At 47.6% G+C, this 23,888-nt stretch carries 15 protein-coding genes; 4 read left to right on the top strand and 11 right to left on the bottom strand.

What is annotated here, in order from left to right; translation table 11 throughout:
• Nucleotides 1-13: 13 nt before the first annotated feature.
• Together SGRA_RS13475 and ychF are read left to right on the top strand one after the other, a co-directional pair.
• On the top strand, nucleotides 14-1,090 hold the full coding sequence (locus SGRA_RS13475; RefSeq protein ID WP_015693294.1) for a 3-oxoacyl-ACP synthase III family protein: 1,077 nt from the start codon (nucleotides 14-16) through the stop codon (nucleotides 1,088-1,090).
• 113 nt (nucleotides 1,091-1,203) lie between these two features.
• A complete protein-coding gene (gene ychF / locus SGRA_RS13470; RefSeq protein WP_015693293.1) occupies nucleotides 1,204-2,307 on the top strand; it encodes a redox-regulated ATPase YchF in 1,104 nt (367 codons plus the stop codon).
• Nucleotides 2,308-2,692: 385 nt separating this feature from the next.
• Here the strand turns inward: ychF and SGRA_RS13465 are convergent, their stop codons facing one another.
• The 7 genes from SGRA_RS13465 to SGRA_RS13420 all read right to left on the bottom strand — a co-directional run bounded on the left by SGRA_RS13465 (nucleotide 2,693) and on the right by SGRA_RS13420 (nucleotide 12,027).
• Entirely contained in the window at nucleotides 2,693-3,475 is a 783-nt protein-coding gene (locus SGRA_RS13465) for a hypothetical protein (RefSeq protein ID WP_015693291.1), read from the bottom strand.
• A gap of 59 nt (nucleotides 3,476-3,534) precedes the next feature.
• Nucleotides 3,535-5,241: an AMP-binding protein gene (locus SGRA_RS13460; RefSeq protein ID WP_015693290.1), complete on the bottom strand. Its 1,707-nt coding sequence runs from the start codon at nucleotides 5,239-5,241 to the stop codon at nucleotides 3,535-3,537.
• Between the two features lie 505 nt (nucleotides 5,242-5,746).
• A complete protein-coding gene (locus SGRA_RS13450; RefSeq protein WP_015693289.1) occupies nucleotides 5,747-6,733 on the bottom strand; it encodes an energy transducer TonB in 987 nt (328 codons plus the stop codon).
• A 30-nt stretch (nucleotides 6,734-6,763) separates the two neighbouring features.
• A complete protein-coding gene (locus tag SGRA_RS13445; RefSeq protein ID WP_015693288.1) occupies nucleotides 6,764-7,099 on the bottom strand; it encodes a VanZ family protein in 336 nt (111 codons plus the stop codon).
• Nucleotides 7,092-7,472, bottom strand: coding sequence for a glycine cleavage system protein GcvH (gcvH, locus tag SGRA_RS13440; protein WP_015693287.1), 381 nt, complete (start codon nucleotides 7,470-7,472; stop codon nucleotides 7,092-7,094). The genes SGRA_RS13445 and gcvH overlap by 8 nt, the downstream gene beginning before the upstream one ends.
• 594 nt (nucleotides 7,473-8,066) lie before the next feature.
• Nucleotides 8,067-10,478 (bottom strand): TonB-dependent receptor, encoded by a 2,412-nt coding sequence (locus SGRA_RS13430; protein WP_015693284.1) that lies wholly within the window; start codon nucleotides 10,476-10,478, stop codon nucleotides 8,067-8,069.
• 487 nt (nucleotides 10,479-10,965) lie between these two features.
• The gene (locus SGRA_RS13420) at nucleotides 10,966-12,027 is read right to left on the bottom strand and encodes an endonuclease/exonuclease/phosphatase family protein (protein WP_015693281.1); all 1,062 of its coding nucleotides are present in this window, start codon (nucleotides 12,025-12,027) and stop codon (nucleotides 10,966-10,968) included.
• Nucleotides 12,028-12,326: 299 nt separating this feature from the next.
• On the opposite strand from SGRA_RS13420, the gene SGRA_RS13415 reads away from it, so the two are divergent.
• Nucleotides 12,327-15,182 (top strand): carboxypeptidase regulatory-like domain-containing protein, encoded by a 2,856-nt coding sequence (locus SGRA_RS13415; protein WP_015693279.1) that lies wholly within the window; start codon nucleotides 12,327-12,329, stop codon nucleotides 15,180-15,182.
• A 188-nt stretch (nucleotides 15,183-15,370) separates the two neighbouring features.
• Nucleotides 15,371-17,410, top strand: a complete 2,040-nt coding sequence (locus SGRA_RS13405; RefSeq protein ID WP_015693277.1) for a DUF5689 domain-containing protein — start codon at nucleotides 15,371-15,373, stop codon at nucleotides 17,408-17,410.
• Between the two features lie 247 nt (nucleotides 17,411-17,657).
• Here the strand turns inward: SGRA_RS13405 and SGRA_RS13400 are convergent, their stop codons facing one another.
• From SGRA_RS13400 to folP, 4 genes are all read right to left on the bottom strand, one after another.
• Nucleotides 17,658-18,779, bottom strand: coding sequence for a hypothetical protein (locus SGRA_RS13400; protein WP_041329927.1), 1,122 nt, complete (start codon nucleotides 18,777-18,779; stop codon nucleotides 17,658-17,660).
• 79 nt (nucleotides 18,780-18,858) lie between these two features.
• Nucleotides 18,859-21,762 carry a hypothetical protein gene (locus SGRA_RS13395; RefSeq protein WP_015693275.1) on the bottom strand — a complete coding sequence of 968 codons (2,904 nt, stop codon included), beginning with the start codon at nucleotides 21,760-21,762 and terminating at the stop codon, nucleotides 18,859-18,861.
• A 494-nt stretch (nucleotides 21,763-22,256) separates the two neighbouring features.
• Nucleotides 22,257-22,859, bottom strand: coding sequence for a MiaE family protein (locus SGRA_RS13390; RefSeq protein WP_015693273.1), 603 nt, complete (start codon nucleotides 22,857-22,859; stop codon nucleotides 22,257-22,259).
• A 3-nt stretch (nucleotides 22,860-22,862) separates the two neighbouring features.
• On the bottom strand, nucleotides 22,863-23,717 hold the full coding sequence (folP, locus tag SGRA_RS13385) for a dihydropteroate synthase (RefSeq protein ID WP_015693272.1): 855 nt from the start codon (nucleotides 23,715-23,717) through the stop codon (nucleotides 22,863-22,865).
• Between the last annotated feature and the right edge of the window lie 171 nt (nucleotides 23,718-23,888).

Raw genomic sequence — 23,888 nt, 5'->3', positions numbered from 1 at the left:
AGCTGCTTTTAATATGTGTGCATACTATAGTAAGATTGTGGGAACAGGTTCTTATGAGCCTCAAGTCGTGGTCCCCAATCAAGATTTTACCGACTATCAATTTTATAAGGCCAATGGCGAGAAGAATCTAAAGGAGCCAGCGAAAATTGTAGCCAAATTGGCTGAAATTTCTGGCATTACCGAGCGTTTGTATGCCCAAGAGCATATCAACACCTCTGATTTAGCTTATTTGGCGGCCAAAAATGCTTTGGAGAGCTCTGGAATAGATGGCGAAAGTTTGGACCATATTATTGTGGCCCATAATTTTGGTGATGTCAACTCGAAGACGCATTATACTGATATGCTCCCCAATGTTGCGGCTAAGGTCAAGCAAAAATTGGGGATTGTCAATTCGGACTGTGTAGCTTATGATATTTTGTTTGGTTGCCCAAGTTGGGTACAGGGCGTAATTCAGGCGGATTATTATTTGCGTTCGGGCGATGCCAAGCGGGTGATGGTGATTGGCTCTGATGTGATGTCTAGAGTATTGGACCCGCATGATTTGGACTCTATGCTTTTTGGCGATGGTGCCGGAGCGGTTATTTTGGAGCGTTTTGAATCGGAAGAGCCTGCGGGAATTCTCTGCCATAAAACGGTAACCGATAGCGTGCAGGGAGCCGATTTTCTTCGGATGGGAGCTTCTTATAATGAAGAAGTAGATGAGGACCGTCTGTTTGTAAAAATGAATGGCCGCTCTGTTTATAAATATGCGATGGAAAAGGTGCCGGCCACTATGGATGCCTGTTTAAAAAAGGCGAATGTAGATATTGCCGACCTCAAGCAGATTTTGATTCATCAGGCCAATGAAAAAATGATTCGTCAGTTGTGTAAAAAGTTATACAGCATGCACGACCGCCAAATGCCCGAAACCGTTTTTCCCTTGACCGTAGGCAAATGGGGAAATAGTTCGGCGGCCACGGTCCCTATGTTATTGGACCATATCCTAAAAGGAAAATTGGACGGCCACCAAATTGAGGCGGGAGACCATATTATTCTCTCTTCAGTAGGTGGTGGGATGCACGCTAACTGCATCGTTTATAAACATGTCTAAAAAACAAGAGGGAATTCTGCCCTTTTTTCTATAAGTTCGCTATTTTTGCGGCAAATGAATACAAGGGGCTTCGGCCCCTTTCTTTTTGAGGCCCTCAAAACTATACGCTATATATGGCTCTTCAATGTGGTATTGTAGGTTTGCCCAATGTGGGAAAATCGACACTCTTCAACGCACTTACTCAGGCTGGCGCACTAGCGGCCAACTATCCTTTTGCCACCAAAGACCCCAACGTTGGGGTGGTTACTGTTCCGGATTATCGTTTGGACAAGCTAGAGGAAATTGTTCAACCCCAAAAAACAGTTCCTACTACCGTAGAGATTGTAGATATTGCGGGCCTCATTCGTGGTGCGAGTAAAGGCGAAGGCCTGGGCAACCAGTTTTTGGCTAACATCCGTGAAGTCAATGCGATTATGCATGTGGTCCGTTGCTTTGACGATGGAAACGTAACACATGTTGACGGTGGAGTAGATCCCGTTCGCGATAAAGAAACCATTGATTTGGAATTGATTTTCAAGGATATGGAAACCTTGGAAAAACGCAAACAACGTCTGCAAAAACTAGCCAAAGCCCTAGACCGTACCGTTTTGCGCCAACTCAAAATTGTAGAAGAACTCATTGCGCATTTGGAGCAAGAGCAGCCTGCTCGTTCTTTTGATGAGCTAGACAGCGAAGATGACGAAAAATTCTTTAAAGAATTGCAATTGCTTACGGCCAAGCCCATTATTTACATCTGTAATGTGGATGAGGCTTCTGTACTTACAGGAAATGAGCATACCGAAAAGTTCAAGGCAGCCGTAGCCAAAGAAAACGCAGAAGTGATTCTCGTTTCTGCTGCTATTGAGGCCGATATTGCCGAGCTAGAAGAAGAAGAAGAGCGCAAAGAATTTTTGGCCGATATGGGCCTAGAAGAACCTGGCGTAAACCGTGTGATTCGGGCTTGCTACAACCTACTCGAGCTGATTACTTATTTTACGGCTGGCGAGAAAGAAGTCCGTGCCTGGACCATTCGCAGAGGAACCAAAGCGCCTCAGGCAGCTGGTGTTATTCACTCTGATATTGAAAGAGGATTTATTAAGGCCCGTACCGTAGCCTATGAAAAATTTGTAGAGCTAGGCGGCTGGAAAGGCGCCCAAGAAGTAGGCGCTATGCGCCAAGAAGGTAAAGAATATCTGGTCCAAGATGGTGACCTTCTTGAGTTTATGCATAATACCTAGATCGATAGGCTAGACTACCTATTTTTAGGCATTAGGTCTTATCAGCAAAAAAGATAATGCCCCCTGCCCTATCTTTGTCATAGACAAGAAGGAAATACCTTGTCTTATCCAATTAAGTTTGGGGTAAATCATGGGGATTAATATTTAGCAAGTAGCTTGGGGAAGCTGCTTGCTTTTTTTGTTTTAGGGCCGAAGCTGTTTGTTCTGAGCAAAAAATGAGGTGGAGCGGCTGAGCGCTGTGGAGTGGGTGGCCGAAGGCCAGACCGAGGAGCGAAGCGACGCAGGGCCGAGCGAGCAGCGAGCCCCGCAACATAGCGACCCGAGGCCGCAGGCCGAAGGGGCTGCCCCAAAAAAATAGCCCAGCAAAAAGCTAGGCTAAATTCAGTTAAAAATCTTCATACTTTTGGCGGAAAACGACATAGCGCCAAAGGACGTAAGAAAAGGCTAGGTTGGGCGTTAGGCAGAGGAGCTCCCAGGTAGAGCGGAGCATGGATTTCCAGTAAGGCAGCTCCCAAAATAGTAGGCCAATGCTACTGATCATGATAAATATTCCCCAGGCAAAAATGCCCCAAAAAGCCGCTTTTTGGCTAGGTTTAAACCAAAGTAGGGGAATCAGGGCCAGCTCTACTCCGCCCATAATTTGTAAAATCAGGCGGCTGCGGCCATAGCTTAGGCCAAAACTATCTTGTAGGGCCTCCTGCCAATTGATTTGATTGGGCGCATGAATATCTAGGGCATAAAAGGCGTAGGCCAAGAGACTGAGGCTAAGGGCCATTTTCATTCGCCAGACAATTTTCTGCACCGGTTTTTTGCTAAAGAGCAATAAATAGTAGCTAAAAGGCAAAGAAAACTGCAAACTGTGCACAAAAAAACTGGGCCAATAGGCGCCGGCTTCAATTTGGTAAAGCCAAGCCAAGACCATCAGTGCGCCCCCCTGCCAAATAAAAATGCGGCCCTTGTTTCGGCTATCGCTAAAGACCGTGGCGGCTGCGCCCAAAATATAAAACCAGCCCATCAAATGCGTAAAGCGGTCGACCCCATCGGGGCCCCAGCTGGCGGGTAAAATATATTCATAGGGTGCCGACCAAAAAAAGTGCTGCCAAGCTCGGCCAATCAAGAGTAAGAAAAGGCTCCATTTGAGAAGCCGAATGAGCATAAATCGGAGCATACTGCTTTTTTTTCTCCAAAAAAAAGGGGCCGAAGCCCCTTTTCGTCCTAAATAAATTCTTATGCCTGTTTGGCCTCATCTCTTAGGGCCCGGCGAAGGATTTTACCCACATTGGTCTTGGGCAACTCCTCTCTAAATTCATAATGCTTAGGCTTTTTGTAGCCCGTAAAGTTTTCTTTAGAGAAAGCCCGTAGCTCCTCTTCGGTCAAAGAAGGATCTTTTTTAACCACAAAGACCTTAACGGCCTCCGTAGATTTGGGATCGGGAACGCCAACTGCGGCCACCTCCAAAACTTTGGGATGAGCAGCAAGGACCTCCTCAATTTCGTTGGGATAAACATTAAAGCCCGAAACCAAAATCATGTCCTTAATGCGGTCCACAATTTTTACAAAGCCATCTTCATCCATAATGCCCACATCTCCAGTGCGCAACCAACCGTCAATAATGGTTTTGGCCGTAGCTTCTGGGCGGTTGAGGTAGCCCTTCATCACCTGAGGCCCCCGAACTTGAATTTCTCCAGCCTCGCCCAAAGGTAAGGGGTTATTTTCTTCATCGCAAATGCGAATTTCGGTAGAGGGAATAGGCAAACCAATGGTGCCAATACGGCCCTCATCATAGAGCGGATTGACAGAAACCACCGGAGAGGCTTCGGTCATGCCGTAACCTTCTGTCAAGGTAGAACCCGTTACTTTTTTCCATTTTTCAGCCACGGGTTTCTGGATAGCCATGGCTCCCCCAATAACAATCTGTAGCTTAGAAAAATCGAGCTGCGCAAATTCTGCATGATTCAAAAGGGCATTAAATAAGGTATTTACGCCAGTCATAATAGACGGCTGCGTCTTTTTCATGATGTCCACCACCGCGGGTAAATCTCTAGGATTGACCACCAAAACATTGCAGGCACCAAAAGAAGTCCCCAAACAAAGTAAATTTACCGTAAAGGAGAAAATATGATAGAGCGGAAGCGGGGTTAAGATACGCTCCTGTCCTTCTTTGATATTGGCGCTCTTGATCCAGCCTTCTACCTGAAAAGCATTGGCCAATAGGTTTTTATTGGTCAGTTCGGCCCCCTTGGCCACCCCAGTAGTACCGCCCGTATATTGTAGGCAAATTACATCATCGAGTTGGCCGCCAGTAGCCATTTTGAGCTGGCTAGCATTCCCTTTATTGAGGGCCTTTTTAAATTTGATATGCCCAGCCAAATTATAGCTAGGGACCATTTTCTTAAGATTGCGCACCGCAAAATTGATCAGCCAGCCCTTAAAGCCGCCAAACATCTCCCCAATGCTCACAACAATCACCTTATTGCGTTTCACTTGGGTCTTATCGATTACTTTTTCGAGCTCGGCCGCAAAGTTTTCGGCAATGATCACCGCAGTTACCTCTGCATCATTAAATTGATGCTCAATTTCTCTGGCTGTATAAAGCGGATTGGTATTAACAATGGTCAAACCCGCACGCATAGCCGCAAAAAGAGCAATAGGATACTGTAGAAGGTTGGGCATCATCAACGCCAAGCGATCGCCAGGTTTAAGGCCCATATCATTTTGTAAATAGGCCGCAAACTGCTTCGATAACTGATCTACCTCCGCAAAGCTAAGGGCCTTTTCTGAACTGCCCACAAAACTTCTAAAAGCGGGACGGTTTGCATATTTTTTCAGGTTCTCATTAACCAAATCTACTAAGCTGGTGTATCCTCCAAAATCGATTTCATGAGGAACGCCTTGGGGGTAATTTTTCAGCCATCGTTTTTCTACAGTAGACATATATTTTGTTGTTTTTCTATCTTCTGCCTCCTTACTGCCTAATTATGAGGCAACTAAGCAGCAGCTTAAATTGATTGTTGATGTCAGTTTAGTGGGAAGCAAACAAACTTTTGATTCCAAGACCCAAAATATACACAATCTTCTTTTTTATTTAAGCTTTGGCCCTCATTTTTATTAGGAGGCTATTTTTTTGGGGCTGCCCCTTCCGCCGGGTTGAAACCCAGCGCAAAGCGGTATCGCTTTGCGAAGCGATATAAAATGAGGGTTGAAACCCTCATGAATTATCGGCTCGGGTCGGGCTGTGTCGCAGCTCGCAGGTCTGCTCGGCCCTGCGCCGCCTTTGGCGGCTGGGTCTGGCCCTTCGGGCCCCTGCTTTCCATCCCTCAGCCGAGGCGCTGCGCGCCTTACTCCCTTCGGTCGTTTTGGGCCAAGATGCCTTGCTTTGGGCCAAAAAAAAAGCTACTCCCAAGGGAGTAGCTCTATAGCGTTTGGCCTAAGCCAAGATTTAGTTCAATTGGAACTTGATGGGCACTACCATACGTACACGTACGGGATTACCTCTTTGGCGACCGGGGGTCCATTTTTCCTTCATACTATTCATACTTTTCACAGCACGGAGGGCAGCTTCTGCTAGTCCTCCACCGCCAGTCATGTCGCGAACGACTTCAACATTGGCGATACGGCCATCTTCTAGTACGATGTAACGAACGTAAACGGTTCCTTCGATGCCATTTTCACGGGCCATAGCGGGATAACCTGCTTTTTTGGCCAAATAGGCACGGAGCTTCAAATCAGCACATTGCTTCTTTTCTGCATCAGAGCCTTCCTTATCCTCACAACCGGGGAAGCGAGGAAACTGCTCCACAAACTCAAAAACCTCGGGGGCTTTGGGGGGAGGTGGAGGGGGGGGAGGAGGTGGCGGGGGCGGAGGGGGAGGTGGAGCACCTGTTCCTCCTTCCTTACCATCTTTATCTCCTTCCTGATCCTGTTGCTCATCATCCTGAGAAGGTGGCTCAGGGGGAGGCTCCGGCTTGGTATCATCAATTTGTACCTGCGTGGGAGGAGGTGGCGGTGGTGGTGGCGGTGGTGGCGGAGGCGGAGGTGGTGGCGTGTTAGGCACATCAATCAGAATTTCTTCTGATTCGATCACCGTTTCCTCCTCAAAAGCAAACTCTTCCCATTCGGTTTGAGTCCAGTTTAGCGCCAAGAAGACCACAAAGAGCGAACATGCCAAACCTGCCCGGTACACCATGGGCGAGTGCTTAAACACATTCACCTCCTCGTACTTTCTAGTAATGGCCGAGTAATTGGCATCTTCCTTTCCTTCCTTGGCCTGCATGAGCTTTTCGCTCTGCTTAGCCAAATAGGATTTGTAGCCAAAAATAGCTCCGGCAGAAACCGCAATCAGCCCAACGAGGCTAATTACAATTTGGCTTCCAGAGACCATAATGCTCGCCATCAGAAAGTCGTTAGAGAGGAATCCTAACAGCATAATTCTGTGGTTTTGGGTGAAAAAAATAGTTTATTGAAACAATGAATATTTCCTTAATAAATAGTAGCCCATCAGGGCGCCCATTGTATTTGCGGCCAGATCCCAATAGTCAAATTGACGGTAAGGGCTAAGGTCTTGCAAACACTCTAGGAGAAGGCCCAAAGCGAGGCTAAAATAGAGATTATTTCTTTTTTTGGTCCAGACGCTATTGCCCAAGAGCAGTAGGCCAAAGTAAAAAAGAAAATGAGCTAATTTATCCCAGCCCAAGCCATTTAGGCTAGCGGGCAATTGCAGGGGCCAAAGCGAGAGCAAGACCAAGGCAATCAGGGCCAAAAAATAGGCTGAGGAAAAAAGTCGCTTAAGCATTGATGGCTGCTTTATAAGCAGCGGCATCCATCAAATCGTCCATTTCGGCAGCATCTCGAACTTTGATTTTAACCATCCAGCCTTCGCCGTAGGGATCAGAGTTAACCAACTCGGGGCTATCTTCTAGGCCTTCGTTAAATTCTACTACCTCTCCGCTAATAGGCATCATTAGGTCTGAAACTGTTTTCACAGCTTCTACAGAGCCAAAGATTTCATCAGCGTCTAGGTCCTCCCCTTCTTCAGAAATATCAACATAAACGATATCTCCGAGTTCGGATTGGGCAAAATCAGTAATACCAACAAAAGCGAACTCCCCTTCTAGGCGAACCCATTCGTGGTCCTTACTGTACTTCAGATTTTCTGGAATGTTCATAAGCGAAACTAGCTTAATTAAAGGATATTAAAATTGTGATTGGCCCACAAGAATAGATTGGCCCGAAGTTATTGGGCCGCCATTTTGGGGCATTTGCTGCCAAAAATAATTTTTTTTTGGGGAAATCACTAAAGCACTTCCTTTAATTTCGCTTTTTTCCTTGCGGGGCTGCATATATTGCCGCCCAATTCGTCTTTAAGAACTTTCTATTTGACTAGATGTAAGCGGCTTGTATTTTGGTGCTTGCCTTGTAAAAAAAAGTATTTTTTTTCTCTGGGCCAGAGGCGGCAGAGCCGTCTTCTTCTCCTTTAAGCGCTTTCTCTATTTAACTAGATGTAAGCGGCTTGTATTTTGGTGGCCGCCTTTTTAAAAAAAGGTATTTTTTTGCGGGGGACAGGCGGCGAAGCCGCCGCAGGCCTAGGGACATGTAGCAGGGCCGCAAAGCGGCCGACCAAGGCGCTGCAAGCGCCGCAGGGCCGAGCAGAACTGCGAGCTGCGCAATGGCCCGGCCGCCGCAGGCGGCAGGCCCCAAAAAACAATAAAAAAAGCCCAACTCTAAAGAATCGGGCTTTTCTATATATATAATAGTTCCTTTTAGAACTTGAGTACAGCGCCTAGGGCGGGGAGGATAGGCAATTGATTTACTCTTTGGTAGCGGACGCGATCAAAGTAAAAAATATTGGCCCGATCGTACATATTGGTCACACTGGCATTGAGGAGCAGCTTGCTATAGCGGCCGAGGTCAAAGGTATAAGTGGCCGAGAAATCGAGGCGATGGTAATAAGGCAGGCGGCCACCGTTGAGTTCATCGCTGTAGAGCACGCCCAATTCGGTATCGGGATTATTATTGGCGGTAATATAATCGCTATTGATGCCGTCTTGGAAGCTATAATTAGTAAAAAAGCCTTGAGTTTGCGTAAAGGGGAAACCTGAGCCGAGGTTCCAGCGGAGCGAGAGCTCTAGGGGGTACTCGGTACGTCTGCGGCGTTCCTCTGCAGAAAGGTCTTCGGGTAGGGACTTAAACTTCAGCTTATAGGCGCCCACAAAGTTGAGGTTATGGCGGCGGTCGAAGTGAGCGGGAAACTCTTGCAGGCCATCATCTCGGCGGACATGGCCTAGAGAGTAGGCCAGATAGAGATAAAGTTGATCTTTTTCATAAGTTCCGGAGAGATCGAGGCCATAGGCTTTTCCTTCTTCGGCGATGTAAGTGGGTTGTAGTTGGTCGGTATCGGCGGTGCGGTTGCGGTTTAAGCCAATAATTTGGGGAAACCATTTGATATAGGGTTCTACATTAAAGACCAAATGTTTGCCTGCGTCAAACTCTAGACCGCCGATAGCATGAATAGAAGTTTGCAGTTTAGAATTGGTGGCCTCATAAACAGGCGATTGACTTTCTTCATCGTAGCCCGTAATTCGGAACACCTGTTGGTCGGGGCCACCCAAAAAGCCGACAAACAAGTTAACTACATCTCGTTCGTCTACAGAGCTGATTAAGTTTTGGGAGTACATCCCGCCCGCCATTTTGATGCGGATATTTTCGGTAATATTATACTTAAGGCCCAGGCGGGGTTCTGCTCTAAACTCGCCCAAAGAGGCATAATATTGAGCGCGCAAACTAGGTTCGATCACCAAATTGCCAAAGCGGCCTTGATAGCGGAGATAGCCGGCCACCTCTGTATTCGATTGAGTTTGGCCGATGGGAATACCGTTATTGTTCACAAAGGCGAAATCGGTACCGACACTATTGAACTCTAGGCCATAATTGAGCTCTCTAGAGAGGCCCATATAATAGGTAAAATTAAAGTTGGCGTTAAAATTAGAGATATCGCTACGGCGTTCGCGGCTACCGTCGCCTTCTTCAAAGTTAGAGCCATAGAGTGAGTAGGCCAGGGTACCATCCATAATAATTTTGGCTGCGCCGGGGACGATACGGAAATTGATTCCACCGCCGGCAGAATTCCAGCTATACTTAGCTACATCGCCAAAATTGGCCACATCATTATGGCTAAAGCCGTAGGCATTTAGTCGGCTACCGTTGGCGGCATTAAAAGAGAGCTTTGCGTGAAAATCGGTAAAGCTATAAGGGAGTGTGCTATCAGAAACGGCAGTTCCTTCACGGCTGAGGATAGGCTTATAGAGTAACTTAGAGCTTTCATTGAGGTAAGAATGCTTGGCTGTCACAAAATAAGAGAGGCTACTTCCGCCATCATCGCCTAGGGGGATAATGGGGCCTTCAATTAGGGCTTTAGCGACAAAAGGGTTGATACTAATCATTCCCGCTGTGCGCTTTTTATTTCCATCTCGGGTTCGGATATCGACAATAGCGGAAGAGCGGCCGCCATATTTGGCGCTAAAGCCGCCGGTATAGACATCGGCGCTACGGATCAGTTCTGTTTCGAAGACCGAGAAAAAGCCGATAGAGTGAAAAGCGTTAGAGATGGTCATGCCATCGAGTAGAATTTTATTTTGGACGGGGGCGCCACCACGGATATAGAACTGTCCGCCTTGGTCGCCGGTAAAGACAATACCTGGAATAACTTGTAGGTATTGGGCGATATCGGCCTCGCCACCTGTAGAGGGCAGGCGTTTAATATCTTTGGGGGTAACTTGGACCACAGAGACCCGCACTGTATTTTGGGCTTTTTCCTTATCTGCATCTACGGTTACCGTACCTACCTGTTCGGCTGAGGGGACCATATTGAGGTTTACGGTCATAAACTTACCGGCGACAACCTCTACATCTACTACCAAACTATCATAGCCGAGGCTACGGCATTTGAGTTGATAGCTGCCTGCAGGCACATTAGCGATGGTATAGAAGCCATCATCTCCAGAGAGGGCATTATACTCTCCGTTATTGAGGTAGACGGGGGTAAAAGGGATAGGCATTCCCGTTTCATCATCTAAAAGAGTCCCCCTTATTCCGCCATTTTGGGCCATAAGGCTAAAAGAAAAGAGGCCAAAAAGCAGCAAAAAGAGGCTGCTCATTTTAAAATTCTGCATCATTGATAAAATTATCAGTAGTCCGTTTTTGAATAAAAAGAGAAGCCTAGAGAAATGTTATAATTTCCCTTGCTTAACTGCTCTACGGCGGCCAAAATAGCCTTTTTCAAGGGGATTGCCCTAAAAAACAACTTTATAAATTTTGTTAAGAGAAGCCAAACAAAAAACAATATTTGGTGGGGCGAAGGCTGCTCCGCCGAATAGAATGGGGGGCGATTATTTTTGATGGGGCCTTATTTTTTTGGATTTAGCAGGGCGCGCAGCGGCCTGAAAAGGAGCGCAGCGACGCGGCTGAGGGATGAGAGCAGGGCCGCCGAAGGCGGCAGACCAAAGGCTTTTGTGGCGAAGCGAAAAAGCCTGCAGGGCCGAGCGAGCAGCGAGCTGCGGACAGCCCGACCCGAAGGCCCAAAGGGCCGTAGGGGCAGCCCCAAAAGAAAAAAGACCTAAAGCATGGGCCTTAGATCTTTTTGTGGAGAAAAAGTTTAATTGCTTATCGTTGTACTCGGCGGAGGAAAACGCTGTAGACGGGAAGGTGATCGCTATAGCCGCCGATAAAAGTGCCAAAAGAGTAAGTTCTTTTGGGGGCATTTTTGAATCTGCCCTCTTTTTGGAAAAGGTAACCTTTGCGGAAAACCACCGCCTTTTGGAAGAAAAAGCCCTCTTGTTTTTTATTGAGGAAAGCCGAAGAAATGATCGTTTGATCGAAGAGGTTCCAGCTATCGTTCCAGGCCAGGGTACCATTACCTTTCTTGTATTTTTTCCACATGGGGTTAAAGAGTCCGCCAGTTTGCACCTCCTTCTTTTTGCCTTTGGCTTGCAAAACATTTTTTACAGAAGGGCTAACGGGGTCGTCATTGAGGTCGCCAGTAATAAAGATTTTGGTATTGGGGTTAATCTTGATGAGCGAGTCGATCACGGCCTTACATTGTTTGGCGGCATGTTCTCGGCGGGGAGAAGAGCGTTTTTCTCCGCCACGGCGAGAGGGCCAGTGATTGACAAAAATGTGCATAGTATCGGTACCGCCGAGAACACCTTCTACCCAAAGGATATCGCGAGAGTGGTAAGTGCCATCGCCCTCATTGCGTGGAAAATTCACGGCTAGGGTTTTGTGGCTAAGTTCGCGGAAATAGCGAGGGTTATAGAGCAGGGCCACATCGATACCGCGGGCATCGGGAGACTCTTCATGGATAATTTTATAATTGCGGTCTTTAATTTTGGGTTGTTGGACCAAATCTTCGAGCACCTTGCGGTTTTCGATTTCGGAAACGCCCAGAATAACTACTCCATCGGGGGTAATATCGGTAGCCATTTCGCTAATCACCTTAGAGAGGTTATTCATTTTGGATTGATAGACCTCTGTATTGTATTTATTGCGGCCTGTGGGCGTAAACTCCTCATCTCGTTTATCGGGAGTATCTAGGGTATCAAAAAGATTTTCGAGGTTATAAAAGCCGATTGGCGCCACCTGATAATCTTGGGCGCTAAGGGGTTGCTGCAAAGCCAAGAGGCAAAGGCCTAGGGCCAAAACAGGAAGTTTAAAGAGAGCGTGCATGATAGTCGTTCTTTAGTTTCGAGCAAAAAAATAAGATCTGAATCAGCCGAAGCTGCTAGCGGATGGGCCAAAACAGGGCCAAAACGAGGCAAAGATAAAGGCTTGGGCCGCTTTTAGGTGCTGTTTCGTTCAAATATGACTTTAACTTATTGTTAATTCCGAAGAAAGTTTCGGTGGGCTCTCTCTTATTTGTGCTAACTTTGCCCCCGAAAAGGAGGGGCTAGCTTTTGCTTGCATCGATTTGCCAAGGGTAAAGGTTGGTCTTCATTTTACTATTAAAATAGCACAGTATTCTGCTTATGAAACAGTTAACCACATTATTCGCCTTGCTTTTGCTCTTAGGGCAGACGGTTTGGGCACAATCTGGGGCGGGGCTAAAAGGCTCGCTTAAGGATAGTGACAACCGGCCTGTAGATGGAGTTGCCTTAAGTGTAGATGGCCAAGAAGCTGCCGGTTCTTCTAATGAAGAGGGCTACTTTGAGCTATCTGGGCTATCGGCAGGTAGCCACACCCTTATTTTTAGCAAAGCAGGTTGGAACACCTACCGCCTAGATGTAAACCTTACAGAAGGAACCAAAGATCTAGGGACAATCATCATGGTCCAAGAAGGAGGCATTGATATGCTTTCTAGTGAGGACCTCATTCCCACTGTTAGCCTTTCGGACCAAGATGTTTCTGGAGGCTCTGGTGCTGGCGGCTCTAATGTCTCTGGTCTATTGACTTCTTCTAGAGATGTATTTTATAGTACTGCCGCTTTTGCATTTAGCCCCTTGCGTTTCCGTATTCGTGGCTATGATTCTGAGCACTCTACGGTTTATATCAATGGATTGCCCATGAACTCTCCCGAGAACGGCTTTGCTACTTGGAGCCTTTGGGGTGGTCTTAATGACGCTATGCGCAACCGTAGTAATACCGTTGGTTTGGCCCCTACTGATTATACCTTTGGTGGAATTGGTGGCGCTACTCAAATTGATATGCGTGCCTCTACACAATGGAAGCAACTTCGCGTGGGTCTAGCTGCTTCTAACCGCTCTTACCGCGTTCGTCCTATGTTTATCTACTCTACTGGCCTAATGCCTAACGGCTGGGCCTTTTCTGTAAGTGGATCTTTGCGTTTGGCCGAACAAGGACAGGTAGACGGTACCTACTATAATGCTGGTTCTTACTATGCTGCCGCTGAAAAGCGCATTGGTAAAAAACATGCGATCAACCTTTCTATTTTTGGCGCTCCTAGAGCCCGAGGTAAAAATGCCCCTGTTACCGCTGAAATGCAAGAAATTGCCCGCGAAGCCAATGACGATGATGGCTATTTTTACAACCCTTACTGGGGCTGGCAAACTCAAGAAGATGGCAGCCGGGTAAAGCGTAACTCTCGCTACTCTTACACGCATATTCCCGTTATTATGCTTACGCATGACTGGAAAATCACGCCTTCTTCTAAATTGACCACTAGCTTTGGCTATCAGTTTGGCGAAAACGGAAGCACTGCCCTTAACTGGTATAATGCCTCTGACCCCCGCCCCGAGTACTACCGCAAATGGCCTAGCTATTTTGATAATACCGACCAAGCTACTGCCGATGCCCTACGTGCACAGTATGTAGCCAACCCCGAGCAACTACAACTCGATTGGGATAACTTCTATGAAGTAAACCGCAATAGCTACGATGAGTCTATTTCTAGCACAGAAACTCGCGCAAAGTATATCGTTGAAGAACGTCGCTACGATGTGAAACAATTTAACTTCAATAGTATCTACCGCAATTTCCTCAACGAAAATGTAACTCTCAACGCTGGTGTTAATGGCCAATACTATATCGGCCACAACTACAAGATCCTGAACGATCTTCTCGGTGCTGATTATTATGTAGATGTAGACCAATTTGCCCTACGCGACTCGGCCCAAAATGAAGATTTCTACCAAAATGATCTCGATAACCCCAATGCAGAACTTTCTGAAGGCGATGTCTTTGGCTACGACTATGAGTCGCATATCCAAAATGTTGCCGCCTGGGGACAAGGTCAGTTCAAATACGGACAACTCGAGTTCTTCGGCGCTGCCGAACTTAGCTATACCCAGTTCTGGAGAGAAGGAAATATGCGCAATGGCCGCTTCCCCGATAACTCTCTAGGTAAAGGTGAAGTTTTCTCTGATTTCAACTACAACTTTAAGGCGGGCGCCACCTATAAACTAGATGGCCGCAACTTTTTCTTCCTCAACGGAAGCTATGGCACAAAAGCCCCCTATTTCCGCAACTCTTATGTTTCGGCTCGTACCCGCGACCAAATCGTTCCCGGCCTAGAAAGCAAAACGATTTATGGCGTAGAAGGAGGTTACCTCCTCAAAGCACCTAAGGCCAAGGCTCGTATCTCTGGATACTATACCGCTTTCCAAAACGAATTCTATAACCGTAGCTTCTTCTCTGATAACGCCTTTGCCGCCGATGACGGAAGCCTACAAAGCGGTTATGTAAACTTTGTTATGGATGGTATCAACCGCCGCCATATGGGCCTCGAACTAGCCGGAGAATATGAAGTACTTACCGGCCTCAAACTAAGAGCCGTTGCCGCTGTTGGCGAAAATATCTACACCAGCCGCCCCAATATCTCGATCTACCTAGATAATGACCCCAATACTCAGGTGTCTAGCCGTACCGCCTACATGAATAACGCTTATGTAGCCGGATCTCCCCAAATCGCAACTTCTTTTGCAATCAACTACCGCTCACCTAAATACTGGTTTGTGAACCTCAGTTTCAACTATATGGCCCGCAGCTTCGTCGATATTAACCCCGACCGCCGCACTTATGAAGCCGTTACCTACAGCGCCGACCCCACTTACCAACAACAGGCCGTTGTCCCCGACTCTGATCAGTGGAATGCCATTTTGGCCCAAGAAGAACTACCCGCCGCCTTTACCGTAGACCTTTTCGCAGGTAAGTCGCTTCGCCTAAAAACCAAAAAAGGCAAAACCTACTTCCTCTACTTTAACCTAGGGGTAAATAATATCTTGAACAACCGCAACATGGTTAGCGGTGGCTTTGAACAACTTCGTTACGACTTTGAAGAAAAAGATCCCGAGAAGTTCCCTACTCGTTACTTCTATAGCTACGGCATCAATTACTTCGCAAGTATTACTTACCGTCTACCTATGTAGATGAATCTTCATTTTTTTCTGACTTTTATTTAGTTGGTTTTGGGGCCTCCCGCCTGCGGCGGGCGCTACGTTCCGCAGCTCGCTTTTCGCTCGGCCCTTCGGCAGCTCCGCTGCCTCGGTCTGGCCTGACGGCCACTGCTGCACATCGCTAGGCCAATGGCCGCCCGGATGCCCCCAAACCAGCCTCAATGACTTCTACTGAAAAATACCATATTATGAAAAGTATGTCTTATCGCATTTTTGCGCTTTTCTTGGGCCTCACGCTTTTTGGCCTCAATTTCCAAAGTTGTAAGAAAGACTTTGATGAGCCCCCCATCCGTGAGCTCCCTAGCCTTACTGGCAACACAACCGTAGCCCAGCTACAAGCTATGCACACGATCGGCGACCCCGCCGACTCTATCTCTGGCGATATCATCGTCGAGGCCATTGTCGTCTCTTCCGATGAAGCCGGTAACTTCTATAAGCAACTTATCGTTCAGGATGCTACCGGTGGTGTAGAAATCCGCATAGAAATGAACAACCTCTACAACGACTACCCCGTTGGCCGCCAAGTTTGGATCAACTGTAATGGCCTCTACCTAGGCGATTATGAAGGCAACTACCAATTGACCATCAACGCCAATGGCGACCGTATCCCCGAAGGCCTTTTGCCCGAGATTATCGTCGCCGGTGAACGTGACCAACCCATCAACGCTCCTGTTGTGACTATCGCCGACATCAAAAGCAGCACGCAGTACCGTAATATGTTGGTCCAAATCGATGATGCCCAATTCGCTACTGCAGACGCTGGCCAACCCTATGCCGATGCAGCCGCTCAGCAATCTGCTAACCGCACTATCGTAGACTGTAATGGAGAGTCTATCCTCCTTCGTAGCTCTGGCTACTCTGACTTCGTTAGCGAACTTACCCCTAGCGGAAAAGGTACTATCTTCGGTATCCACTCTAACTTTGGCTCTGATGCCCAACTTTATATCCGCGATACCGATGATATCAACTTTAATGATGCCCGCTGTAGCGTAACTGTTGGTGGTAACCTCATCGACTTGACGACCCTCCGCGCTGCTTATACCGGTAGCACTACGGTAGCTCCCGCCAACTCTAAGATCAATGTTTATGTGATCTCTGACCGCAATACAGATAACTTGGTAGACCAAAATATGGTCGTTACTGATGGTACCGCTGGTATCACTATCCGTTTCTCTTCTGCTCATAACTTCAATGAAGGGGACCAACTAGAAATTGGTATCGATGGCGCTACTTTGGACGAGTTTAACGGCTTGCTACAACTAGAAGGCGTAAACACCGCCAATGTAGGCATCTTGAGCAGCAATAACGCTGTTCCCGCTACTACCGTAACGCTTAGCGACCTAAATACCAATGCCGAAACTTATGAGTCTATGCTTGTCAAAGTAGTTAATGCTAGCCTTTCTGGTGGAGCTACTTACTCTGGCAACTTGATTATCGATGATGGTACCGGTACTATGGATCTCTTCACTCGCTTTGGCGCTACTTTCGCTAGCGATGCCGTTCCTTGCGGCACCCTAGAAGTAACGGCTATTGTTGGCCAATTTACTAGCTACCAACTTCAGTTGCGTAACCCCGCTAATGATGTGGTAGGCGGTACTACTTGTACTGCTGGTCCTGCCGACTTGACTACTATTGATAGCATCCGTATGCTTTATACGGGTAGCAATGTTACTGTAAATGCCAAAAAAGTAAGTGGTGTTGTTATCTCTGATGCAGCCAATGGCAATATCAATAACCAAAACTTGGTGATCCAAGATGGTACAGCAGGGATTACCCTTCGTTTTTCTAATGCCCACTCTTTCAACCTAGGTGACTCTGTAGAGGTGATCTTGAATAACGGTGTAGTAAGTGAGTACAACGGTCTTCTTCAAGTAGATGCCTTGTTGACCACCAACGCTACACTTATCGCTTCTGGGGTAACTCCTGCTGTTCGCACAGCTACTGTTGCTCAGATTTTGGCCAATGCTGAAGACTGGGAATCTACTTTGGTCCAAATCACCGGCGCTACTATTGGCGGTGATGCTACCTATGGCTTCAATGATATTACTGATGCTTCTGGTACTATGGATTTCTATACCAGCAATGGTGCAAACTTCAAAGGACAAACTGTTCCTACGGGCACTGTAAATATTACTGGAATCTTGGGCCAATACAATACCGATTACCAAATCCTTATCCGTAGCACTGCTGATGTTCAGTAGACCATAAGGATATAGTTTATATAAAAAGATGCTCACTAGCTTTTAGCTAGTGAGCATCTTTTTTTTGGCCCTGCCCTACTGGCCCTTTCTGCGACCTACAGGGCGCAAAGCGCCCGCAGGCTGAGGGATAGAAAGCAGTGGCCGAAGGCCAGACCTAGGCGGCAAAGCCGCCGCAGGGCCGAGCAGAGAGCGAGCTGCGACATAGCCCGACCCGAAGGCCCAAAGGGCCGTAGGGGCAGCCCCTCCCCTACTTCCTCAATACCTCTAGCTCCTCCTCGGCCTTTTTGGGCCAAAGTCCCTTGCGCTCTACCCACCTCAACTGAATGGCTGGCCAGGGCGTTTGCGACAAATAAGTTTTGGCCCAAGCTCGTAAATAAGGCTTGTTGGAAAAGCTGGGTAAATCGTACTCCATGATGCTCCAATCATCTACAGATAGCCAGTATAGCCCCCCACTGCGATAGGCCGTTTTTAGGACCTTGAGCGGAATTTGTCGCTTGAGGCTGGGGGCATTAAATTGCTCCTCCGAAAAGCCCAAATGCAGCTCCGTAGAACAGGCCGAATACATGGAAAAAGACAGCGGATAGGGCCAGTAGCCCGTGCTTCGCTGGCTAGGAAGCAGGCCAAAAAGCAGGAAACTGAGCAGAAAAGCAGGCTGCTTGTAGGGCATAGATGCGGGCATTTTTTGAGGAGCAAAAAGTAGAAGGGCCAAGAGCGGCATGCCCAAATTCCAAGGATAAACCACCCGGTTCCAGTCGTCGAAAAAGAGGAAAAGCAAGATGCCCAAATGAAAGGGAATGAGCAGCCAGCGGCTATAACGGGCCAATTTGGGGAAGAAAAAGCTCAAGCCCAAAAGGGCCTCAAAAATGGCCAGGAGGTAGCCGCCCATGGGCCAATCGGCCCAGCTTTCGGTCCAAGAAAAAATGCCCATTAGCCAAGGGAAAACCTCTGTAGCAAAGAGCGGATTGATTTTGTGCAAGCCCGCCCAAAGGTAGCAGCAAGCCATAAAGAGCGCCAAAAGCTGCCGAACCAGCCCCTCTTTATCGCTTTGCCATTGGGCCCAGGCCAGGACCAAAAAGAAGAAAAAATACTGATAGCTCCAGGCTTGTAGCAGTTGTAAGTCGGCCAAAAATCCATAGGCCAAAAGGAGTGCCGCAGCCGATAAACTATAGCGGTTGGGGCGAAATACAACTGCTATTAGGGCCAAAACTAAGGCATAAAAATAGGGGGCGCCCAGGGGCAAGGGCAAGAGGCCCTGCATAGGAAAAAAACGTTGGCCCAAGCCCCAAGCAGGGGCCGAGAGCAGCAATTGAGCAAAAAACATCAGGCCACAAAGGCGAGCAATTAGGGAAAGGCGTTTGCTGTTAGGCATAAAAAAAGAGTCAAAAAAGATCAAAAAAAGAGCCCGACATCCTCAGATAAATCGGGCTCTAAACTAGTTAAATCAGGCGCTATTTGCCTTCTTCTAGTCGGCGTTCAGATTTGATTTTCTTGAGGGCATTCTCCTCATCTTCAATCTGTTTTCTCAAGAAGGCCAATTTATTTTCCTTCTCTTTAATTTCTGCCTGAATTTTATCCAGTTGCTCTTGGGTGGCTTTGCGTGCAGCTTCAATCTTCGCCATATTCTCCACCTCCACGGCCTTGAGGTTTTCGGCTAGTTTTTGTTTGGCGGCAAGATTATCGGCCTGAATGCTTTTGATTTCTTCTTCAGAGCGTTTTTTGGCCTCGGCAATTTTCTGGGCCGCATTTTCTTGGGCCTTGGCAATTTGCTCGGCATTGAGTTTCATGACTGCATTGAGCGAGTCTTGCAATTCTTGCTTTTTGGCTGCCGTTTCCTTTTTGGCCAGGGCAATTTCGCTAGCGCCTCTTTCCTTGGTATCGGCAATTTGGTTGGCTACATTTTCCTTCACCTTAAGTAGGCGTTCGGTTTCGGCTTTTTCGGCCAAAACGGTCTTGCTGCGAATCTCCTGAATGGCTTTGGCCGATTCTTCCTTCGTTTTTGCAATTTCAAAGGCGGCCGTTTCTTTGGTGGCGGCCACTTCGCTCAAAATCTTTTGGCGTTCGATAGCGGCTTTTTCCTTATCGGCGCGGATGGCCTCGGCTTGAGCCTCTCTATTTTCGGCAATCTTCTTGGCTTTTTCCTGATCAGAGGCAGCCATATCGGCATAGGCGGCCGCCTTTTCTGAAGCGACCTTTTTGCGCAATTCGGCAATCTCTTTTAGGGCTCTTTCTTGGGCCAAAAGGACCTCCTCGGCGGCAATTTCCTTGGTCTCTTTCATTTCGTCCTGAGACATACGGCTCACCTCATCGGCCTTGGCTCTAGCCGTAATGATATCAGATTGTACCTTTTCTTGAATTTCCTTCTGCTTTTTCACGGCTTCAGCCTGGGCTTCCTGTACCGCCTCGGCATATCTGGCCTTAGCAGCGGCGGCATCTTTACTAGCCTGCTGTGCTTCTTTTTGAGCTTCGGCATCTGCTGCGGCAATTTGCTCGGCGGCCTTTTCTTTGGCCTCGGCAATTTCCTTAGCGGCAGCGGCCTTAATTTCAGCCTCTCTGGCTTTGGCGGCCTTAATTTGCTCCTGAATTTCTTTCTGGATACGCTGAATTTCTTCTTCGGCCTTCACTTTGGCGGTGGCCACATCGGCTGCCAATTTTCGCTTCATGCTTTGGGCCTCTTCTCTAGCTTTGATCACCTCCTCATTGGTCAATTCCTTAGAGTTGGCAATTTCCGCAGCGGCTTTCTTTTTCGCTTCGGCTACCTCTTCGGCAGTTTGGGCTTTTTCTTTGGCTGCATCGGCTTTATCGTCTCTAACTTCCGACTTAATTCGGGCAATTTCATCGGCGGCAATTTTGCGCTCTTTCTCAATCTGAGCGGCAATGGCCTCTCTTTCTGTGGCCGCCTTTTCTAGGGCTGCCGCCACCGATTGGGCCGACTTCTCCTGAGCAGAGGCAATGTCTTCAGCGGCTTTGCGGCGCGCCTCCAAAACATCCATCTGAATCAATTCTTTTTCCTTGGCCGCTTTTTCTCTGGCTGCCGCAATGCTTTTAGCAGCCGCAATTTCGGCCTCGGCAATTTTCTCTGCAGCCGTCTTGCGAGACTGGTCTACATCCGCAGCCGTTAAATTTTGTTGCTTTTTGGCCTTCTCTTTAGCCGCCGCAATTTCCGCTGCCATTTCTTCCTGAATGCTCTTGATTTTTTCATCAGAGGTTTCTTTGGCTAGCTCTACCTCAGCATCATACTGCGCCTTGGCCGATACGTACTGCTCTTTGGCACTTTTGATGCGCTCGGCAGCATTCTTTTGGGCCTCGGCTACTTTCTTAGCCTCATTGGCCTGAATCTCACTGATTTTAGCATCCGCCTTTTGCCGCACTTGCATGGCCTCCAACTGCGCTTTTTCAATCAAGCTGTTGGCGGTGGCCTGCGCATCCTCAATGGCTTTGCGCATAGCCTCTCTGGCCTTGGCAATCTCCTCCTGGGCCTTCTGACGCACTGCAACTACCTCTTCCGCAATGGCCGATTTTTCCTTAGAAGCATTCTCCCGAGCCGTAGCCAAAGAACGCTGAATGCTCTCCCGAGCATCCGCCGCCTTCTGCTTTTCGTTCCGAATCGCTTCCTGCGTCAATTCTTTTTGTACATTCAACTCATACTTCAATTTCTTAATCTCCTCATCCGAAAATTCTTCGCAAGGAGAAGATTGCGCCCGGGCAATCAATGCCGTAGAGTTGTTTTTCTTGGGGTCCTCCTTGGGCTTCTCCCCCCCTCTAGAAGAGGCCACTGGCCCCGATTTCTTCGCCCCAGCAATGGTAACATTCACTTCTTTATAGGGCAAGAGGTCTTGGTTGATCACCTGCGTTAAGCAATAAGCCGTGTTTTTCAATTCCTCCTGACGCGTACTCGAAACTGGACGAACATACATTTTACTCACGGTCATGTCTACCAATCGAAGGGTGCGTACTTTATTCACCGCCAACCACTTGAGGTTTTCCATATTGAGCTGAATACTGTTTTGGTAGCCCTTGCGGTTTCCTACCTTAATCTGCTCCGCCGTCGAAATAAAGTCGTACAAACGCTTTTCCCCACTAGTCGAAATCAACATGATTTTAGTGTTCCCCTTTTCCAAAGGGTGCTCATCGGTAGAGGTTACTTCCAAAATAATCCCGTCATCATCAACCTGCAAAACAAATTGATAACTCAAAGAGGTCTGACTATGTACAATAATAGATTTGGAGCGAATCTTTTGACGATCACTCATGCTTACTTTTTGGTCAAAAACGGTATTACAGCCCTGCTGAGCAAAAAGCGAGGGGCCAGCCATTAGCATACAGCCCATCAATAAAAGTAGAATATGACGCATATAAATATATATTTTGGGGAAAATTAAAGGGATAAGTCTTTCACACCCTCATAAGTTACAGAAAAAAGGACAAAAGCCGCCGAGAAGCCCCTATTTTAAGAGTTCTCCTCCCTAAGGAGGCTATGCTTATTGTTTTTTTGGGGCTGCCCCTCGCCTATCGGCTCGGGTCGGGCTGTGTCGGGGCTCGCTCTTCGCTCGGCCCTGCAGGCAGGCGATGCCTGCCTTGGGTCTGCGGCTGCGCCGCCCCCCTTTCCATCCCTCAGCCAGATTTAATCGCGCTGCTTTGGCCATAGTTTGCTATGAATTTTTGGCTAGGCCAGCTATTTTTTAAGGGCATAGCCTTCGCTATGGCCGAGAAAAATAGGGCCGACTAGCGGGAAATTGCTGCAAACTATAAAAGTGAGTGCGTTTAAATTTGGCTATAGCCAGTCGCTACGCTCCTTTGCGGGCGCTGCGCGCCCTGTTCCATCCAAAGGGAGCAAGGCCTGCCCAAACTAGTGCATGCGGTCGGCCCGTAGTTCTATACTGGCCAAAATCTCCGCCTCAAAAGCCAAACACTCTTTCCAACGAGCCATGGTCGTTTCTTCTCCACAATACTCTTTGGCCAAAGATAAAAAAAGCTTATAATGCCCCGCCTCAGCAACCATAAAACCATGGTAAAACTTACGCAGATGCTCTTCTTCTAATTGGGTGGCCAACAAACGAAAACGCTCACAACTTCGAGCCTCAATCATGGCACAAACCAAAAGCTTATCTAATAAGGCCGCTTCTGGACGCCCCCCTTTCCGCACAAAGGTAAACAACTTATTGACGTACTCATCTTTGCGCTGCCGCCCCAACTTTAAGCCCCGCTTTTTGAGCTCTTTCAAAACCGAACGAAAATGGCCCCACTCTTCCGTAACAATGGGGGCGAGTTCAGCCACCAAGCGCTCGTAATCCGAATAACGCTGAATAAGCGAAATGCAGCTGGTCGCCGCCTTTTGCTCACAATAAGCATGATCGGTCAAAATATCTTCCAATTGCATGGCCGCCAAATCTACCCAACGTGGGTCGGTAGGTAGTTCTAGGCCCAAAACACGTTTAGTTGTTAGTTCCATAAACTAGTTTATCTTTAATTCTTCTTTTGCTTCCTGATAGGCCTGCCAAACTCCAATAGCCTGACGAGCCGCTTCTACATCATGTACCCGCAAAATGCGAGCCCCTTCTTCTAGGGCAAAAATATGCGCCGCAGTAGTAGCGGGCAAAACTTCCTGCGGCTGGCTATCCAAAAGTTTGTACAGCATAGATTTGCGAGAAACCCCCGCTAAAATAGGCAGTCCTAACTGCCGAAAAGCTTGCCCCCCCGCCAATAACTGGTAGTTCTGCCCCAGGCTTTTTCCAAAACCATAGCCAAGGTCCAATATAATATCTTTAACGCCCAACTGACGCAAGGCGCCCAGACGCTCCACAAAAAAGTCATAGACTTCTAAAACTACTGACTCATATTGGGGTTTATCTTGCATCGTTTCTGGCCTACCCTGCATATGCATCAATACATAAGACAATCCCAACTTGGCCACTATCGACCAAAGTTTAGGGTCTATGGAGCCCGCCGATATATCATTGACCAAATGAATGCCCTCGGCTGCTGTAGCCTCAATCACTTCGGCCCAATAACTATCAATGCTGATCAATAAATCTGGAAACTCTTGCCGAATACGCCTTAATGGCCCCAAAATTCGCTTTAATTCCTCCTCTGCAGAAACTGCCAGCGCCCCAGGCTTAGTCGATGCACCACCAATATCTAAAATATCTAGCCCTTCCCCAATCATCCGCTCCACTTGCTCCAAATAAGCCTCTTCCCCCAAATAACGCCCACCATCATAAAATGAATCTGGCGTTAGATTGAGTATCCCCATAATCTTCGGAGAAGAGAGGTCCAAAAGTCGCCCCGCCGCATTAATCGTTGTTTGCATACTGCTTTTATACTTTAATGCGGCTAAAATAAGCCTTTTTTTTGAGAAACTAAGCCCCCAGACCCTGCCGCTTATTTAGATAAAGTCTGATAAAAAACAGTTCTTTTTTTCCTTATATCAAGCCCCCTAATTACCTTTGAAGCCCCTTCTGACAAGGATCATTTTTTAATG

It is taken from the genome of Saprospira grandis str. Lewin, from assembly GCF_000250635.1.
Taxonomy (GTDB): Bacteria; Bacteroidota; Bacteroidia; order Chitinophagales; family Saprospiraceae; genus Saprospira; species Saprospira grandis.
Note: the sequence above shows the minus strand (reverse complement) of the source record. Positions and strands in the feature narration are given on the sequence as shown.